We start from the raw sequence: 17,383 nt of genomic DNA, 5'->3' as shown, positions 1-17,383 counted from the left end.
GCCCTGTTTCGCCGCAAGCAATGTCGTTGCCGTCAATCCGGCGGCTCCCCCTCAGGAGGTTGAGGGACGGACAGAACCTGTGGTTGATCACAACTGTCCGCTGTGCAATGCCGTAAAGCCTCGTGCTGTGCTCCCCCTTGCCCCTCCCCCAGCGGGGGAGGGGCAAGGGGGTGGGGGCAACAACCCGCGCAGCGGGCTTCGTACTCCTAGCCCGGCCCTTCAGGGCCGGGTGCCGGTCAAAGGTTCTGTTCGCCCGTGAAAGGTGGTTGTACGCTCTCGCCCCTCGCAATGACCACGAAACGCATAGCGTGCGGCAGTTTAACTGCCGCACTCCATATCCGCTTCACCCTGCGACCAACCGGCTGAAGGGCGGCAAGATATCAGGCGCGATGTCTGCTACTATCGCGTAGAGATGCGCTTTCCAACTGGGGTAAATATGGCGGCGGCGGGCGGCGATGCCGGCGAGGCTGGCCCGTACCACCGGCGGCGGTTGATCAACCAACCATCCCGGTACGCGCCGCTTTGGCCCTTCACCGTATTGGGGTGCATCGAGAATGTCGGTTTGCGTGAAGAAGGGGTAGACGGTACTAACACTATACCCTTCAGCGGTGAGGCCGCTGGCAAAACCGCGCAAACCGAATTTGGCTGCGCTGTAGACGCTAATGTTCGGGAGCGCGGCGCGGCCAAGGATCGACGAGATAAATACAATTTGACTGTGGGGCCGGTTGCGCAAGACGGGCAAGAGCGCCGCTGTCAGCCGGATAGGGGCGTGCAAGTTGATGCGGAGCAGCCGTTCGGCGGCTTCCGCCGGGATCGCGTTGAGTGGCCCGTACAGGCCGATGCCGGCGTTGTGAATGATTAGGTCGAGATCAGGCGCAACCTGCGTGACCTGCTGGGCTAAGCGATCGCAACTGGCCGGATCGCTCAGATCGGCGGGCAACAGCGCGCGGATGCGTCCGGTCTTGCCGCTGGGTTGGCCGTGCGCGGCAAACTCGGCGGCTGCGGTGAGACGTTGGGGGCTATGGCTGCTCAAAATAAGATCGGCTCCGGCGGCCAGCAATTGGCGGGCAAACTCGCGCCCCAACCCGCCGCCGGCGCCGGTCAGCAACACAACCCGCCGGGCAAATGCGCTCATACGGCTTCCTCGTCATCAGTCGCCAGTCCTTCAATCTCGGCGAGGCTCTGCTGGCACGCCATCTCAAGCCGGTTCAAACGGCGTTGGAATTGGTTGAGGGCGAAATTGCTGAACATTTCCACTTGCAAGCCGAACGGCATCTCGTCGTAGCTGGCAAAGATCTCGTCGATCACACCCATCGCATGCAAGAGCAGCTCGTTCATCCGTTCGACAATGTGATCCCAAATCCGCTGATCGGTTGCGATCAGGCGTGAAAGCAGATAGATGCCGTAAGCGATGTGGCGTGACTCGTCTTGTTTGAGCAGGCGAATACCCTCGCGCACGCCGGGCATGAGGTTGTGGGTGTCGAGAATGGTAAAGTAGCCGTGGTAGCCGGTCTCGGCCAGCACTCCTTCGACGATCATGTTGTAGGTCAGCGACGCTTCGGCGAGGTTGAAGGGCGAGGGGTCTTGCTCTAGCCGGTGCATCGCTGCCGGCAGCGCCTCGTAGATCAAGGCGCGGTAACTCGGTGTGTGGTAGCGGCTGAGGTCGGGGTGAGCGCGCGCGACTTCGTTGATAAAGCGGGCAAAGAAATCGGTATGCTTCGCCTCTTCAAACAGAAACGTCGTGAGGTACAACTCCTCTTCCAAGCGGCCATCGCGGGCGACAGCGCCGATGAGCGGCAGCAAATCGAGGGTGACGGCCTCTTCACCGGCTTGGAAGAGCGCGGTCAAGCGCAGCAACAGGTCGCGCTCTTCGTCGCGCAATTGCTCCCAGTCGTGGCGATCGCGGCTCAGATCAATCAGCGAGGGGTTCCAGATGCCAAACTGTTTGGCCTTCTCAAACAGGCGCATCGGCGGGCTATTGCGGCGCAAGCCGCGGCTGGTGGTGATGAAATCGGTGTGAGCCATCCCGTTCTCCTCTCATGGCAAACATATCGGTGCGGCGGGATACAGCGCAAAGGCATAGTGGCAGGTTTGGTCGTAGTCGCTATTATACTGCTGCCTGCTCGCATGCTTTTGCGTCGTGGCGTTTACAGACTTGCGCTTGCTACCCTATCCAGCAACGCTTCGCTAGCCCACAGCGCCACCTCTGGGATAGACGCAGTAGCCAGTGCAGCCAGCGCCTGCAATGCAGCGACGTTGGCTAACCCCGCGCAGTGCTGGTCGAGCGCCGTCACTGCGGCGTGGCGCACCGTGAGGGGTTGGTCACCGGCTACGGCTATATGGGCCAAGAACTGGATCACATCGTGATCGGCGGACTGGCTCAGCGCGGCAATCGCATGGCAACGGAGCGATTCGGCGGCGTTCGGATCGCTAGCCACCGCGCGAATGAGCGGATCGTCTGGCGCTACGCTCCTAAGATGCTGCAAAGCGAGTACCTTCAACACATCAGGGGCATGCGGATCGATGAGTGGTTGCCGGAGCGTCGCATAGTGCGGATCGGCGGCGGCGAGTAAGCTGAACGCTTGCGTTTGCAAGGCGAGGTATGGCGCGAGCAATGCTTCGACAAAGACCGGTATCGCTTCGTTGGCCGCGGTTGGGCTGAGGGCAGCGGCGGCGGCAAGGCGCACAGCAAGATCGGGGTGGCTCCGCATGACGCGGGCTAGAATTGGCGTTGTGGTTTCGGCTTGGGCAGCGAGGGCGTTGACGGCAGCGAGTGCGCAGACCCGATCAGCGTCAAATGCCAGCCGGTGCAGCATGTTGGCTGGCACCGGGCGATCGCTGCGACTGAGCGCGCGCAGCGCCGCACTGCGGATGGGATCAGGTTGCGTGGTAATACATTCGATGAGCTGTTCCACCGGTGCAGCGACTGCGGCATCGAGCGCCGCGGCGCGGATGGCTGGCGGCTCCTGTTCGTTGGTGGCGATGGCCATCAGCGCCGGCGTTGCCGCGGGATCGGCGCTGCGACCCAACGCTTGCAACGCTGCCAGCCGCACCGGTTCGGCGCTATCTGCGCCGGCAAGGCGCAACAGCGTCTCGATCATCGGTGCAGTACATGGCGGCGCAAGGCGGTCAAGCGCAGCGCAGGCAAGGTCTCCGTCAGCTTTTTCCGCGAGGTGCAGCAACGTCGTTGCGCCATCAGGCCGTCCGGCAATCGCTTGCAGCGCCACGGCGCGCAAGGGGGCATCATGTTGGGCGCTGCGCGCAATGGCGGGTAGGTCAATGGAAGGATCGGCAGCCAACAACTCATCGAGCGGGCGCGGCACACTAGTGTCGTGCAGCGCGATGCTGATCAAGGCGCTAATCGCTGGGGCCAACGTGGGTTGATTGCGACCGATCATCCCAATGGCGTGCGCTGTTGCGCTGGCAATCCGTAACACGTGACGGGCAATCAGGGCCGAAGGCCGGTCGAGCGGGATTGCCATTGCACCAGCTAAGGTGTTGGTTGTCACCATCACATCGGCCAAGAGGGCGCGTGTAGCTGGCTCTTCAGCTTGGGGCAACCATTGATCGGCTGGCCCGATCAGCGCCGGTAATGCGGTAATCCACGTTTCCAACAAGTGGACGCCATACGTTGGCGCGAGCAAGCGACCTAACGTGACCAACGCCTGCTTGCCGCCGTGTTGGCCCAGTGCCATGATGATGGTCGTGGTTAACGTGGCGTCAAGATCAGGCTGATCGAGCGCAGCGAGGAGGGTTGTGCGCGCGGCTAGCGCTGATGGATGGTTGGGCGCAGCCAACGCGCCGAGCGTGTGGGCTACTGCCCGGCGCACCAACGGCGGGTGTTGTTGGCCTAAGAAGGGGCTGAGCAGCGCGACGGCATGTGGGAAGTGAGCCAATTGGCGAGCCGCGGCAGCGCGGATAATCGCCGGTTCATCGGCTGCGTGCAGCAAGCGGCTGAGCAGGTCAACGCCATGGGGCAAGCGATGCAGCCGGCAGATGGCGCGCAAGCGTAGATCAAGCGGCAATCGGTTGCTCAATGCGAATCCGGCTAGCAGTGGATGGCCGGCAGGGGTGGCGGCCAGATCGGCGAGCGCTTCATCACGGGCCAGCCATGGATGGCTCGGTTGAACGACAAAGCGGGCTAGTTGGTCAAGATGGCCGGTGCGCAACCAGACCGCGCGGGCCGCTTGCCGCACCTCGGCGGATTGATCAATAGCGGCCTGTTGCAATTCGTCGCGGGGCAACGCCGCCGGCGCGAGCGCGCGCAGGCTGGCTGGCAGGGTTGTTTGCCGCAGCACATGGCGCGCAATGAGCTGTTGCCGCTCTTCGCCGGCTGCGCCGCTGAGGAGCAACCGCAACCCAAGATGCACTGCCGGATTGGCTAACTGATCGATGGTGCTAGCGCGACTCACAGCGAGGAGGCAGCGACCGGCTTGGCTGATCAGATCGGCGTAGGCGGGCAAAGGCGGCGGCAGAATCTGTTGCCGGCAGAGCAGATCGATCGCGTGCCAGCGCAGAGCCGGTGGGGCATCACTAGTGTCGAGCAACGTCATCAACAATGCGATGCCAGCCGCCGGCGCGAGCTGGCTCACGATCCGTTCCAATAATGGGTTGCGCTGATCTGGTTGGGTGCGGCTAATGTCTATGAGCATCACCGGCAACGCCGGCGCAAGGGTGCTCAATGGTTCACCGCCGTGCTGGCAAATCTCGTCGATCAGAGGCCGGCTCAAGGCCGGATCGAGCCGTGGCCGTTCACGGAGGGAACGGGCCAGCAACAACAACCGCTCTGCTGGTGACAGCTCGCTGTTGTAGAGGCTGGTAATCAGGGGGTGCGGATCCGGCGCGGCGCCAAAGGCTAATGGTATCACCAGCGCGCGCCGGTGCGGGCCGGCATCGCGGAATGCGGCGGGATCGAGGCGCGGTTGGGCCGCGAGTTCGATCGCTTGTTGGTAGCGCTGATAGGCGGTGCGCCCAATCCGCCAGCTCTCCTGATCGGGAAGATTCGCCAACAGCGGCGCCGCAAAGGTTGCCGCTCGTTCATACAGTGCAGCGCGCGAGACGGGCCAACCGCTCAGCGGTTGCGTCAGCGCCAACAACATCACTTCAGCCGGACGCTCGCGCAACAAGATCAGCGGATCGCGCTCGAATAGCGGCACGATGGCTTGTGGATCGCTGTGGGGAAAAAGGCGCTGGATCCATGCGATCAATCGTTCGGCAGGCAACGGCGCGATGGCGTGATGGCGAAATCCCGGCCACAATTCACCCGGCGGCAACGCAATGACCACCCGCGCTTGCGGCCAACGTTCGGCGAGGCCGGTCAAGAAGCGTTGCCAGATTCCGCGCCGGGCAAGCGGCAAATCTTCCCAATCATCGATCAGCAGCAGACAAGACAAATTGTGTTCGAGCGGATTCGGCGCCAGATTCAGCTTGGTCAACGCACGCACCGTGATTGCGCGCGGCGTCAAGCTCGGTGTATCGAGTTCCGAGAGCAATAATCGCACCAGCGGTACGCTTGGCTGATCGGTGAGCCAACGCTGGGCAATCTGAGCAAGGACAAGGCTGCGTCCGCTGGCTGGCGGCCCGATGATCGCAAGCTGGTTTGTCTCGGCGAAGAGAGCGGCGAGATCGAGATCGATCCCGAACGGCGCCTCCAATGCTGCCGGCAGCAATTGCGCCAACGGTTCGCTCGTGAGCCAATGTTCGACGGCTGCGCGCACGTTACGCGGCATCCGGCGCGGTAAAAACAAATCACGGAGCGCGCGCGGCACAAAATGGAGTTCAGGACGTTCGGCGCTCCGCTCGTGCATATCGTCATTCCCTGACAGTGGCCCTCACCTTGGATTGTTTAGAAAAAGCCGCGACCGGCGCTCTTCGACAGGCGCGGGTCAAGCTTGCCGGCAAAGGCTTGCAAGCTCTCGGTATCGAGCCGTTCCAGCGCTTCCAGTTCTTCTTCCGTGAGATCATAACCAGCGCAGGCGGCGCGGGCATCGGCAATCAATTGGGCGCGAAACTCAGCATCAATGACGGCGCGACCAATCACCTGCTCAACGGCTGACTGTGACATGTTACACCTCCCCTGCTTGTTCGGCCAGCCGGCGAAGTTCGCCGTTGGCGCCAATTATGGCCAATTCAGTTCGGGCCAATTCTAAATACGTATGAGCTGCTGGAAGGTTGCGTCGTTGCAGCGCATTGCCAAAACGAGCGGCAGCGCAGGCGTGTTCAAAGCGACAGTTAATCGCCGCGAAGGTTTCCATCGCGCGCGTAAAGTAGTCGCTAAATGGTTCATTGCGCTCAGCGGCAATTTCGCCGCGCAGGCGCAAAGCCACCGCATAATCAAACCGGCTGCCAATCTGTTCGGCGAGCGAAGCGGCTTTCGCCGCATGATCGGCGGCGGTTTGCAGCAATTGCTCGCGTTCATCACTCTCAACAGCTTGGCGGGCTTGGGCCAACAGCGCTTCCGCCGCAGCGCAGAGGGCTTCGACCGTTAATTGCGGCACTCGCTTCTGCTCGCCGATGTGGTAAGCCTGATTGGCGTAGGAGAGAGCGGTTGTTGGATCGCCGTTGGCAGTGGCAGCCATCGCCGCCAATGCGAGTGTATTCCCGTATTGGTACTGGTTATCCTGTTTGGCATAGATCGGTAACGCTTGCTGATACACCTGTAACGCACGCTGATAGTCGCCGCGCGCGTAGGCAATAATGCCGAGCGTGTCATCGGCTTGGGCCATCCCTAGCTGATCACCCATCTCTTCACACAGCGCCAGCGCGTCGTGGCACGCTGCTTCGGCGGCATCGTAGTTGGCCAGCCGGTAATGAGCGTAGGCTGCATTCAGCAATGCGCTAGCCAAAGGATATTTTGCGCTGACCTTGCGCGCTAGCTCCTCAGCTCGGGCATAGAGTTCGACCGCCGCTGCGTATTTGCTCTGCAACTGCTCTAAGTAGCCGAGGTTGTTGTAGGTGCGGGCGCAGCCGTAGATGTCGTCAATCGCCTCTTGCACGCTCAACGCATTCAAAAAGTGGTAGCGGGCCAGATCGTAGCGTCCGCGCATGCCATAGATCACGCCTAGTTGTTGCTGGAGTTCGGCCTCGATCCGTTCATCCTCGATGCTGCGTTGATCGTTGCGGATACGGGCTAAACCGGCTTCACACATCGCCAGCGCTTCGTCGAAGGCTGATAGCCGGGTAAGGGTCTGGGCCAGATCGGCGGCAATCGCCGCCAGCAATAGCGGCGGCGTGCGATTGATCACGGCGCTGGCGATCGCTTCTGCACTGCGTAAACGTTCTAGCGCCTCTTGATAACGGCCTTGCTTTTCAAGCGCAGCCCCCCACGAGCGCAATGTCTCCGCTTGCACGACCGGCGGTAAATGTTCGCCTCCCACCTCCAGCAAGCGTTGGTACGTGCGCTGCGCTTCATCATATTGGCCAATCGCCGCCAAGGTGTCGCCGAGCGACTCCATCGCTTCCCACAGCCGCGGATCGTCGCCCCGTTCGCCGAGAATATCAAGCGCCCAGCGATAATAGGTGATCGCTTGCTCGTTGGCGTATTCATCGCGGGCCAGATGGCCGGCCAGCAAGAGGTATTGGATGGCCCGTTCCGGGGCATCGCTCAACCGGTAGTGGTGCGCCAACAGGAAGATTGGGCTGGCAATGGCACGGACGGCGCGTGTCACCATTGGGCCGTTGCGCCCGATTTGCACATACTGAAACTGGCGTGCATTGCTCACATCGTGCCGGAGCTGGCTCAGCTCATTTGCATACCGTTGCTCAAGGTATTCGCCGATGCGCCGGTGCAGTTCACGCCGGCGGGCGAAGAGCATGCTCTGATAGGTCACTTCGTGCAGCAACGCATGGCGGAAGGTATGAACCCGTTCGGGCGCTTCGCGTTCGAGCAAGGTTAGTTCTTGCGCATCGAGCTGGCTGACATGTTCGATCAGCCGGCGCGTGTCTTCGCCGTAGACCGATTGCAGCACCGGCAGCGGAAAGCGCTGGCCGACTACGGCGGCCACCCGCAGCAACGCCCGTGAACGTTCGTCAAGCTGGTCGACGCGAGCGAGCAGCAAGCCGCTCAAGCTGTCGGGCAGCTCGTCGAGCGCTGTATTGCCGTGTTGCACGGCCCGCACCAGTTCTTCGATAAAGAGCGGATTGCCGGCGGCGCGGGCGATGATCTGCGCTTGCACCTGCGGATCGATCCGGGCTCCGGCGGGAATGGCGGCAATCAATGCTGCGCTATCGCTGGCCGGTAGTTCGCTCAGCGTGAGTACCTCAGCTTTGTCGGCGAGCGGGTCGTTATCCCATTGCAAGGTGTCGCGATGTAAGCCAAGCAAGAAGATCGGCGCTTGCGCTACTGCACTTGCGATATACCGCCAGAGATCGAGCGAGATCCGGTCGGCCCATTGCAAATTGTCAAACATGAGGATCAGGCCGTGTCCGGCTGCCATAGCGAGAATGATGGAACGGATGATCTCAAACCGGCGTTCCTGCCGTTGTTTCGGATCGAGTGTGCGCGTTAACGGGTTGTCGTCAATATCCAGCTTGACCAAATCGGCCACAATCGGCGTCCAATCGTCGGCAATGGCAGCGGCGGCGAAGGCCTGTCGCAACTGGGCGGCTCGGGTTGCTTGATCAGCGCCGGCAGGGATCCCGCAGACCGCCTGCATCGCGTCGCTCCACGGCGCGTATGGCGTGCTTTGCTGGTATGCCAAGCAGCGTACTGTCACGATCTTGGCCGTGCGGGGAGCACCCGTCACCAATAGCTCGGCAGCGAGCCGCGTTTTGCCAATGCCCGCTTCGCCGCTGATGCGCACGACCCGGCCATAACCGGCCAACGCCAGTTCTAGCCGCTCGCGCAGCCATGCCAGCTCGTGCCGCCGGCCCACAATCGCATGGTGAAATTGCGGCGTGGGCGCTTCTCGTTCGCCGATCAACCGCAAGAGTTCGAGCGGCTCGCGTTTGCCGCGCGCGCTGACCGAACGCGAGTCGGCAAAGACCATCGTGGCGCCGATGCTGACCGCAAACGGGGTTGTGGCCCGGATTTCACCCCAATCGCTATGCACCATCACCCGCGCCGCGACATTCACCGCGTCACCCATCACGGTGTACTCTTTGCGCTCAACGTCGCCAACATTGCCGGCGAAGACGGTGCCACTGTTCAAGCCGATCCGCAGGCGCAAGCGATCGAGGGCGATGCCGGCTGGTTGGGCGGTGGTCAGGGTATGGAAGGCGCGCTGGAGGTCAAGTGCTGCCCGCGCCGCGCGTTCGTGATGATCTTCTTGCGCGACTGGTGCGCCAAAGATGGCCAGCAGCTTGCTGCCTTCGGTCGCTAAGTCGATCTTATTGACATAGCCGCCGTATTGTTCAATCGCGGTGAAACAGACCCGCCAAACAGCGTCAATGACTTGCGCCGTGGTGGTAGGCGGCAACGCCTCGACCAGTGGCGCTAACCCTTCAATCTGCGCAAACAAAATCGAGACTGGACGCAGATCGGCTTCCAGTTGGGGCCGCCGTGGTTCTGCCATGATCCGGTCAACCAAAATCGGCGGCAAGTATGGACTGAGCCGCTCCAGCGTCCAGATTAAATGGAAAGCGGTCTCACGGCTTGGCGGCGGCGGATCAGTATGTGAAGGCGGTGGTGTGTGGGGTGGATCGCCACTAATCGCATGTAATTTTACATAACCATCAATAAGGGTTTCCCCCTGTGCGCGCCCCTCAATCATTGCCCATGCCTGTGGGCCGAGCACAATCTCGCCGCGTCCACCCAATTCCTCAGCGCGGGCAACTCGCTCAACGCAGGCTCCCATCGCGCTGTAGCGCAGCGACTCGGGCCGTCCGGCGCTGACCAGCGCCACCCGGCCACTCTCGACCCCGATGTGCATCGTAAGCGGAAACGTGCCGATCCCCGGCACTTCCCGCACGAAGCCGGCCTGCGCGGCCAGCATATCGCGGGCCACTACCGTGGCGGTGTAGGCGTGATCAGAGCCGGTAAAGAGCACGAGCAGCGCATCGCCGCCAAACGTGATCAGATCGCCGCCGGCCTGTTGGATGCGGCGAATCAAGGCTCCGAAGTAGGTGTTGAGCGTGTCGGTGACAATCTCGGCTCCTTCGCGGCCAAGGCTGCTCAACCGTTCGGCCAAGGCGGTGGAACCGCTCACATCAGCAAAGAGCAGCGAGCCGTCAACCCATTCCACCCACGGCTGGTCATCAGTTGTGGCTAACCGGTACGCGACCAACCGGCGCGGGAGGTAAGTTGTCAGGGCGTATTGGGCATTGGCAAGGTGGGCGCAAGCGGCATACAGTTCGTGTGGCCGCATGTTGCCGCCGAGCAGCGCCTGAGCCTGCGCGGCGCCGAGGTAGCGGGCAATGCGGTTGCGATCGATCTGGATGAAGCGATGCTCAGACATCGGCAGGCCGATCCTGTGTATGGCTAGCTTGGTTGGCAAGCGATCATCACTGCGTTTCGTCTTCATTATAGCAGAGGCAAGCCGGGATTGGCAGTCCAATTGTGTTGGGCTATGGTAGTACGCCGGTACTCGTCAATACACAAACTCTTCAATGTGGTAGATCACCACTTTTGCGCCGGGGCCGGTTACGGTGCGCGCGCCGTGCTTGAGTTCTGCGAGCTGGCGGGTGATGGCGGGTTCAGTCAGCGGGGTGCTGCCATAGGCCTGTAGTTGGGCAAGGTACGGGCTATCAGATGAGACGATCAGGGGTGAAAGATAGACGATATCGTCTGGGCCGAGCGGCATCGCTGCCAGTGCCGCGAGTGAATGCTGCACGTGGCCGGCGGCAAAGCGTTCGCCGCCGGCCCCGACCAGCAAGATGACGCCAACCGCGATCCCGGCGGCTTTGATCGTGCGTACTGCGTCGATCGCTTCCGCCGGCGAGCCGGGTTTGTTCAACAGGCGAAAGACTGTCTCATCACCGCTCTCGAGCCCAAGGTAGATCCGGCGCACACCGGCGGCGGCCAGTTCGCGGTATTCGGCTAGCGTTTTGCGTTCCGCGCCAAAAATGTCGAGAAAGGCGTACATGCCTTTGAAATCAGCATCAGGGCCAATGGTAAATTCTTCATGCACGACCTGCAACAGCTCGCGCAGGCGCGGTTGCGGGATGATCAGCGCATTGGCATCGCCGAGAAAGATCGCCATCCGCAACCCCAAGCCGGCCCCGACAAACTCCTTCACCCGCTGAATATGTTCGCGAAATGAGGCCGGTGAATGAATGCGAAAGGGGCGGTCGCGGTAAAACGTGCAAAAGTGGCAGCGGTTCCAGCTACACCCCTCAGTCGCTTGCAACACCAGCGCGCGGTACTGATCCGGCGGCAAGATGCTAATCGGCTTGTAGACAGTGCGAAACCGTTCACGCTCGGCTTCGAGCCGCTCAACATCCCAGCGCCGGATCCGTTCAAACCAGTCGCGCGCCGCTGGCGGCGCGGTGGTTTCGATCTGCTCGATCATCCGTGCGGCCTCAGCCAGCAGCTCGGCCAAAACTGCGCACCGCTCGGCATCGGCGAGCTTTTGCCGTTCTTTCTGGCCGGGGGCAAGCGCGCGCTTGCGCAAGACCTCGCCGCTGAGACCGCGCACGTAGTTGGCGCCGTGGCGAAACGCCACGATCAGGCGGCCTTCGCCATCGAACGAGATAATCGTGCGCATGTTCTCGGCGATGGTGAGGTGATGGCGTTGCAGGTTGAGGGTGATGCCTGTTGTCATCATCGAGCGCGCCCGTCACGATTACTCCGGCAGCAACGTATCCCACCACAGCCGGCCTTGCCGCCGTTGCATCAGATCGACGTGAATATGCTTCACTTCCGTATACTCGTCGAGACCGTACTGGCCCATTTCGCGGCCAAACCCGCTCTGGCGATAACCGCCGAACGGTGCGCGCGGGTTGAGCACGTGGTGCTCGTTGATCCAGACGGTGCCGGCGCGGATGCGTTGGGCGACGGCCAGCGCCTGTTGCAGATCGCGTGACCACACCGAGGCGGCAAGGCCGTAGATGCTGTCGTTCGCAATCCGGATCGCCTCGCCGATCTCATCGTAGGCGAGCACAGCCAGCACCGGCCCAAAAATCTCTTCGCGGGCAATGCGCATCTCTGGCCGCACGCCGGTGAAGATGGTCGGTTCGACATAATGACCGTTGGCAAACGCTTCACCCAACGGCCTGCCACCGCCGATCGCAACCGTTGCCCCCTCTTCGCGGCCAATCGCGATGTAGCGCTCAACCTTCTCGCGTTGCCGTTCGCTGATCAGCGGGCCAAGGTCGGTCTCCAAATCCATCGGATCGCCGATCTTCATCCCGCGCACCCGCTCGACCAACCGTTCGACCACGGTGTCGTGCAAGCTACGTGGCAAAAGGAGGCGCGAACCGGCTTCGCACAGTTGGCCGGAGTGGTAAAACGCACCCCACAGCACGCCATCAATCACCAGATCGAGATCGGCGTCCGGCAACACGAGCATCGCATTCTTACCACCCAACTCGAGCGTCACCCGTTTGATCTGCGGCGCCGCCAGCGCCATAATCTTGCGCCCAACTTCAGTGCTGCCGGTAAAGGCGACCTTATCAACCGCCGGATGGGCCGCCAGATATTCGCCGACCTCGCCGCCGGGGCCGAGCACGAGATTGATCACCCCCTTCGGCAGCAGGTTCAGTTCGTGAATGGTCTGGAAAATCGCAATCGTGCTGAGCGGGGCCAGCGACGAGGGCTTAAAGACCACGGTATTGCCGGTGGCTAGTGCCGGGCCGAGCTTCCACGCCGCCATGCAAAAGGCATAGTTCCACGGAATAATCTGCGCGCAGACGCCGATTGGTTCGCGCCAGACAAAATTCCACGACACCGAGGGCAGATCAGTCCACGGCAGCGGCTCATACGGATGCTTACGCGCCATCTCGGCGCAACCGCGCAAGATTTCAAGGCCAAGGGTAATGTCATTATAGGTCGTTTTGCGCAGCGGCACGCCGGCATCGCGAGATTCGATCTCGGCTAGCTCAAAATTGCGCGCTTCAAGCGCATCAGCAATCGCGTGTAAAATCTCGGCCCGGCGCGCCGGACTGGTATGCGGCCATGGCCCCTGATCAAACGCGGCGCGGGCGGCGGCAATCGCCCGATCCACATCGGCATGGGTCGCGCTGGCGCAAGTGGCCAGCGGCTGGCCATTCGCCGGATCAAAGACAGTAAACGTCTGACCGTTGCTCGCCGGCTGCCAGTCGCCGTCGATGTACAGGTCATAGTGGGGCAACCCTTCCGGGGAGTGTTCGTGCCTCATTGCAAGACTCCTTTATCTGGCGGGGGTGAAAATAAAGATGCCGCTGTGCGTCATAGTGTAACACGCCGCGTCATAAAACTCAAGTAGGGTGACGCAAAGGCTTTGAACGCAAAGGCGCGCAGGGTTTTTGGGCAAATCCGCTTCTCCACTTGTCATTGCGAGCCGCGCGTAGGGGCAGAGCACCGCTCTGCCCGCACGCGGCGAAGCAATCTCCTCCGATCACGGATGCTGCCCGCTCAGGCATGCGTTGCGCTGAAGCGGGAGATTGCTTCGGTCGGGCGACACCCAGTTGCACTGGGTGCCGCCGCTCCCTCGCAATGACAGAGGGGCACGCCCCGCTCCCCGGCTGTCATTGCGAGCCGCGCGTAGGGGCAGAGCACCACTCTGCCCGCACGCGGCGAAGCACTCCCCACACCCCTGTTGTCATTGCGAGCCGCCGCAGCGGCGAAGCAATCTCCTCCGAGCACGGATGCTGCCCGCTCAGGCATGCGCTGCGCTGAAGCGGGAGATTGCTTCGGACGCTGCGCTCCCTGACATCATGGCGCGTGAACCTGAACCATACGCCGGTGGCGTGCATTCATCCGCGGCGCTGCGCGTTGGTCAGCAATGCTGCCCGGCGCTCATCGTCAATGAATGCTGCCGCAAGCGCGTTGGCCTGCACAGTCCGTAATTCGGCGGCGCTCAGGCCGAGCCGGTCACGGGCCACCCGATATTCGTGCGGCAAATCGATCGCGCTAATGCCGGGGTCGTCGCTGTTGAGGGTGACGCGCAGGCCGGCGCGCAATAATTGCGGCAGCGGGTGCGTATCGTACCCGCTGACGGTCTGGGTTTGCACATTACTGGTCGGGCACACTTCAAGCGGAATCGCGCGCTCGGCTAGTAGCTGCATCACTGCCGGATCTTCGATTGCGCGCACGCCGTGCCCGATCCGTTCCGCTCCTAGCTCTTCAATCGCTTGCCGCACACTCCATGCCCCCGCTGCTTCGCCGGCATGCACCGTGATCCGCAGACCGGCGGCGCGGGCCCGGGCAAAATGCTTGACAAAGCGCGTGCCGGGAAAGTTGGCCTCGTCGCCGGCCAGATCGACTCCGACCACGCCTTCACCCATCAGCGCAATGGCCGCTTCGAGTTCGCGCCAGCAGCTCTCTTCACCCATGTGGCGCGACATAATGCCAATAATCTGCGCTTGTACCGGGTACCGTTGCATGCCGGCTTGCACCCCGCGACAGACTGCGGCCAAGACGCGGGTCGGGTCGAGGCCGTACCGCTCACCCATAAATGCCGGCGAGCAGCGCAGTTCGATGTAGTCGATGCCCTCGCGGGCGGCATCTTCGACATTCTCTTCCGCAATGCGGGCAACGGCGTCTTCGTCAACGCAGATCAGCTTGAGCAACTCAAAGCGGGCGATAAAATCCATCACCGAGGCGGCGACGCCTTGGATTTGCGCATACGGACGCAATCCTTCGACCGTATCTGCTGGCAGGCGAATGCCGTAGGCGCGGGCTAGATCAAGGATTGTCGTTAGCCGGACATTGCCATCGAGATGGCGGTGCAGGTCGATCAACGGCAGATCGCGGGCGATCGGTTCTGGGCCGGCAGCAGGTTCGGCAAGCGTATTCATAATTCTCGTGCGGTAGCAATAATGTCACCCAACACGCCGGCTGCCGTCACTTCGACGCCGGCCCCCGGCCCGCGCACGACCAATGGCCGGTCGTGATAGCGGCGGGTGGTAAAGCTGATCAGATTGTCAGGGCCGCGCAAGCTGGCCAACGGATGGTTGGCGGCGACTTCGCGCAACCCGACTTCGACGCTCTCTGGCGTAATGCGCGTGATGTACCGCAAGACGTTGCCGTTGGCGCGGGCCGCAGCCAAGCGGTTCATCACCTCTTCTTCCGCCTCGCCGAGGCGTTGGAGGAACTCGGTAACACTCACGTCAGCCAAATGGGGAGGGAAGAGCGGTTCGGCGATCACTGCCTCAGCCGGTAGATGCTTCCCGCAGGTGCGGGCCAGAATCAACGCTTTGCGCGCCACATCAGCGCCGCTCAGATCATCGCGCGGATCCGGCTCGGTATAGCCCAAGCGGTACGCCGTGCGCACTGCGTCGGTAAAGCTGCTTCCCGCTTCCAGCTCGCTCATCAGAAAACCGAGCGTACCGCTCAGTGCCGCCTCAATACATACGATTTCGTCACCGCTATCGAGCAGGCTTTGCAACGTGCTGATCACCGGCAACCCAGCGCCAACGGTTGCTTCGTAGCGGGTTGCCCCCCGTTCGGTCAAGGCAGCAAAGAGATCGTACCCTTCGCACAGTGGCCGTTTGTTCGCCAACACCACCCGATGCCCAGCCGAGATGGCTGCTGCCAATGGCGCGGCATGGCCGCTAGCCGCCGTTACATCCACGACAACCGCCATCGCGGCGGGAAATAGCTCGATCCAGTGCCGGTCAATGATGGCGCCGGCAAGGCTATCTATTCCGCCGCCAGCCTCTTTCACGGCGAGGATGTGGCGCACCTGCCCTTCACTCAAGGCCGGATCGCCGGCCATTGCGCCGCGACTGTCTACTACAGCTACATAACGTAGGTCTATCCCGTACCGGCGGCGAATGGCAGGCGCTACAGCGAGAATCTGGCGTGCTAGCGCGCGCCCTACGCCACCGAGACCGAGTTGGATGATGGGTGTCATGGTTGCCCCTCTGCACTGCCTGTATGTGTTCGCCTATTCTACCATAGGCTTTGGGTGGCGTGTCACGGCCCTCTTGCCGCCTTCTCTCCTCATTTGACGCTCGGCCTGCTCCACCGTACAATACTATTCTGAAACTAATGACTTGTCACCTTTTCGAGGGTACTATGCAATGTGAAGTTCAGAGCGGCAGCCTGCTCGATGCCGCAGCCGATCTTGCCGTTTTGTTGTACGCCGAAGACGAACCGCTTCCCGCTCCTGTCGCCGAACTGTGCGAGGCGGGTGATGCAACCGGGCGTTGGAAGCAGCAGACGCTGCTCTATCCGCGCGGCACGCTGCCGGCTCGCCGGCTGTTGCTCATCGGTATGGGCAAGCGCTCGGCGATGACCGCTGATACCGTTCGCCAAGCAGCGGCACTAGCGGCCCAGCGCGCGCAAGAGCTGAAGGTTACGACCTACCACCTCGGCTACAATGGCAATCTGCCGCTAGCGCCTGCGGTGTTCGGCCAAGCGTTTGCCGAAGGGAGTGTGCTCGGCTCGTACCGCTATGTCCGCTACAAGAGCGATCGCGAAGAGCCGCCGTCATTGACTGCTATCTTGCAGGCTGGTACTGATGCCGAAGCTGCCGCCGCCGGCGTCCGGCACGGTCACATCATTGCCCGCGCTACCGCGTTTGCCCGCGATCTTGCCAATGGCCCCGGCAACGAGGTTACGCCGGCCTTCCTCGGCCAGACCGCGCTTGAGATGGGCGAACGCCTTGGCCTCAAGGTGATGGTGCTTGATAAGCCGCAGCTTGTCGAACAAGGTTTTGGTGGCATTCTCGCCGTCGGCCAAGGTTCGGCCAACGAGCCGCGCTTTATCGTGATGGAGCACGGCGCTGCTGGGAATGGCCCCACCATCTGTCTGGTCGGGAAAGGGATTACCTTCGACACCGGCGGGATCAGCATCAAACCCGCCGAGAAGATGGACGAGATGAAGATGGATATGAGCGGCGCCGCCGCGGTGTTTGGCGCGATGCAAGCTGTGGCTGAGTTGCAAGTGCCGCTCCACGTGGTCGGGATTGTCTGCGCCGCCGAAAATATGCCGAGCGGTACCGCGTATCGGCCCGGCGATATTATCCGCACCCTGAGCGGCAAGACGGTCGAGGTGCTCAATACCGACGCCGAGGGCCGGATCGTGCTCGCCGACGGTCTCTACTATGCGCAGCGCTACCAGCCTGCCGCGATTGTTGATCTCGCCACTCTGACCGGCGCCATCATGGTTGCGCTCGGCCCGCATGCGGCTGGTTTGATGGGGAACAACCAAGAGCTAGCCAACCGCCTCATTGCTGCCGGTGAAGCCACTGCCGAGCGGGTCTGGCAATTGCCGCTGTGGGAAGAGTACCGCGACGCGATGAAGAGCGAGATTGCCGATCTGAAGAATACCGGTGGCCGCTATGGCGGTGCGGTTTCCCCC

At 62.0% G+C, this 17,383-nt stretch carries 10 protein-coding genes; 1 reads left to right on the top strand and 9 read right to left on the bottom strand.

Annotated elements, in window-relative coordinates; genetic code table 11:
* Positions 1-343: 343 nt before the first annotated feature.
* From A6A03_RS17070 to A6A03_RS17030, 9 genes are all read right to left on the bottom strand, one after another.
* On the bottom strand, positions 344-1,135 hold the full coding sequence (locus tag A6A03_RS17070) for an SDR family NAD(P)-dependent oxidoreductase (RefSeq protein ID WP_066790709.1): 792 nt from the start codon (positions 1,133-1,135) through the stop codon (positions 344-346).
* On the bottom strand, positions 1,132-2,025 hold the full coding sequence (locus tag A6A03_RS17065) for a R2-like ligand-binding oxidase (protein WP_066790707.1): 894 nt from the start codon (positions 2,023-2,025) through the stop codon (positions 1,132-1,134). Before A6A03_RS17065 ends, A6A03_RS17070 begins: the two co-directional genes overlap by 4 nt.
* Positions 2,026-2,147: 122 nt before the next feature.
* Positions 2,148-5,807, bottom strand: a complete 3,660-nt coding sequence (locus A6A03_RS17060; RefSeq protein WP_066790705.1) for a HEAT repeat domain-containing protein — start codon at positions 5,805-5,807, stop codon at positions 2,148-2,150.
* A 38-nt stretch (positions 5,808-5,845) separates the two neighbouring features.
* Positions 5,846-6,064 carry a Franean1_4349 family RiPP gene (locus A6A03_RS17055; RefSeq protein ID WP_066790704.1) on the bottom strand — a complete coding sequence of 73 codons (219 nt, stop codon included), beginning with the start codon at positions 6,062-6,064 and terminating at the stop codon, positions 5,846-5,848.
* A 1-nt stretch (position 6,065) separates the two neighbouring features.
* Positions 6,066-10,394, bottom strand: a complete 4,329-nt coding sequence (locus tag A6A03_RS17050; protein WP_066790703.1) for an adenylate/guanylate cyclase domain-containing protein — start codon at positions 10,392-10,394, stop codon at positions 6,066-6,068.
* 132 nt (positions 10,395-10,526) lie between these two features.
* The gene (locus tag A6A03_RS17045) at positions 10,527-11,702 is read right to left on the bottom strand and encodes a radical SAM protein (RefSeq protein ID WP_245669041.1); all 1,176 of its coding nucleotides are present in this window, start codon (positions 11,700-11,702) and stop codon (positions 10,527-10,529) included.
* Between the two features lie 18 nt (positions 11,703-11,720).
* Positions 11,721-13,253, bottom strand: a complete 1,533-nt coding sequence (locus tag A6A03_RS17040) for an aldehyde dehydrogenase family protein (RefSeq protein ID WP_066790699.1) — start codon at positions 13,251-13,253, stop codon at positions 11,721-11,723.
* Between the two features lie 577 nt (positions 13,254-13,830).
* Positions 13,831-14,874, bottom strand: a complete 1,044-nt coding sequence (gene add, locus A6A03_RS17035) for an adenosine deaminase (RefSeq protein ID WP_066790696.1) — start codon at positions 14,872-14,874, stop codon at positions 13,831-13,833.
* Entirely contained in the window at positions 14,871-15,932 is a 1,062-nt protein-coding gene (locus tag A6A03_RS17030; RefSeq protein ID WP_066790694.1) for a homoserine dehydrogenase family protein, read from the bottom strand. The genes add and A6A03_RS17030 overlap by 4 nt, the downstream gene beginning before the upstream one ends.
* Positions 15,933-16,096: 164 nt before the next feature.
* Here A6A03_RS17030 and A6A03_RS17025 point away from each other — a divergent pair.
* Positions 16,097-17,383 (top strand): leucyl aminopeptidase (locus tag A6A03_RS17025; protein WP_245669040.1); only part of this gene is annotated, 1,287 nt, incomplete at its 3' end.

Origin of the sequence: Chloroflexus islandicus, from assembly GCF_001650695.1 — a bacterium.
In the GTDB taxonomy this organism is placed as follows: domain Bacteria; phylum Chloroflexota; class Chloroflexia; order Chloroflexales; family Chloroflexaceae; genus Chloroflexus; species Chloroflexus islandicus.
The sequence above is the reverse complement of the archived record's forward strand: the minus strand, read 5'-3'. Positions and strand labels throughout refer to the sequence as shown.

Excerpts from the sequence above, each read along its gene's own strand:
- add (WP_066790696.1), bottom strand. The coding sequence starts at position 14,874 with ATGAATACGCTTGCCGAACCTGCTGCCGGCCCAGAACCGATCGCCCGC.
- A6A03_RS17070 (WP_066790709.1), bottom strand. The coding sequence starts at position 1,135 with ATGAGCGCATTTGCCCGGCGGGTTGTGTTGCTGACCGGCGCCGGCGGC.
- A6A03_RS17050 (WP_066790703.1), bottom strand. The coding sequence starts at position 10,394 with ATGTCTGAGCATCGCTTCATCCAGATCGATCGCAACCGCATTGCCCGC.
- A6A03_RS17060 (WP_066790705.1), bottom strand. The coding sequence starts at position 5,807 with ATGCACGAGCGGAGCGCCGAACGTCCTGAACTCCATTTTGTGCCGCGC.
- A6A03_RS17055 (WP_066790704.1), bottom strand. The coding sequence starts at position 6,064 with ATGTCACAGTCAGCCGTTGAGCAGGTGATTGGTCGCGCCGTCATTGAT.
- A6A03_RS17065 (WP_066790707.1), bottom strand. The coding sequence starts at position 2,025 with ATGGCTCACACCGATTTCATCACCACCAGCCGCGGCTTGCGCCGCAAT.
- A6A03_RS17040 (WP_066790699.1), bottom strand. The coding sequence starts at position 13,253 with ATGAGGCACGAACACTCCCCGGAAGGGTTGCCCCACTATGACCTGTAC.
- A6A03_RS17030 (WP_066790694.1), bottom strand. The coding sequence starts at position 15,932 with ATGACACCCATCATCCAACTCGGTCTCGGTGGCGTAGGGCGCGCGCTA.
- A6A03_RS17045 (WP_245669041.1), bottom strand. The coding sequence starts at position 11,702 with ATGATGACAACAGGCATCACCCTCAACCTGCAACGCCATCACCTCACC.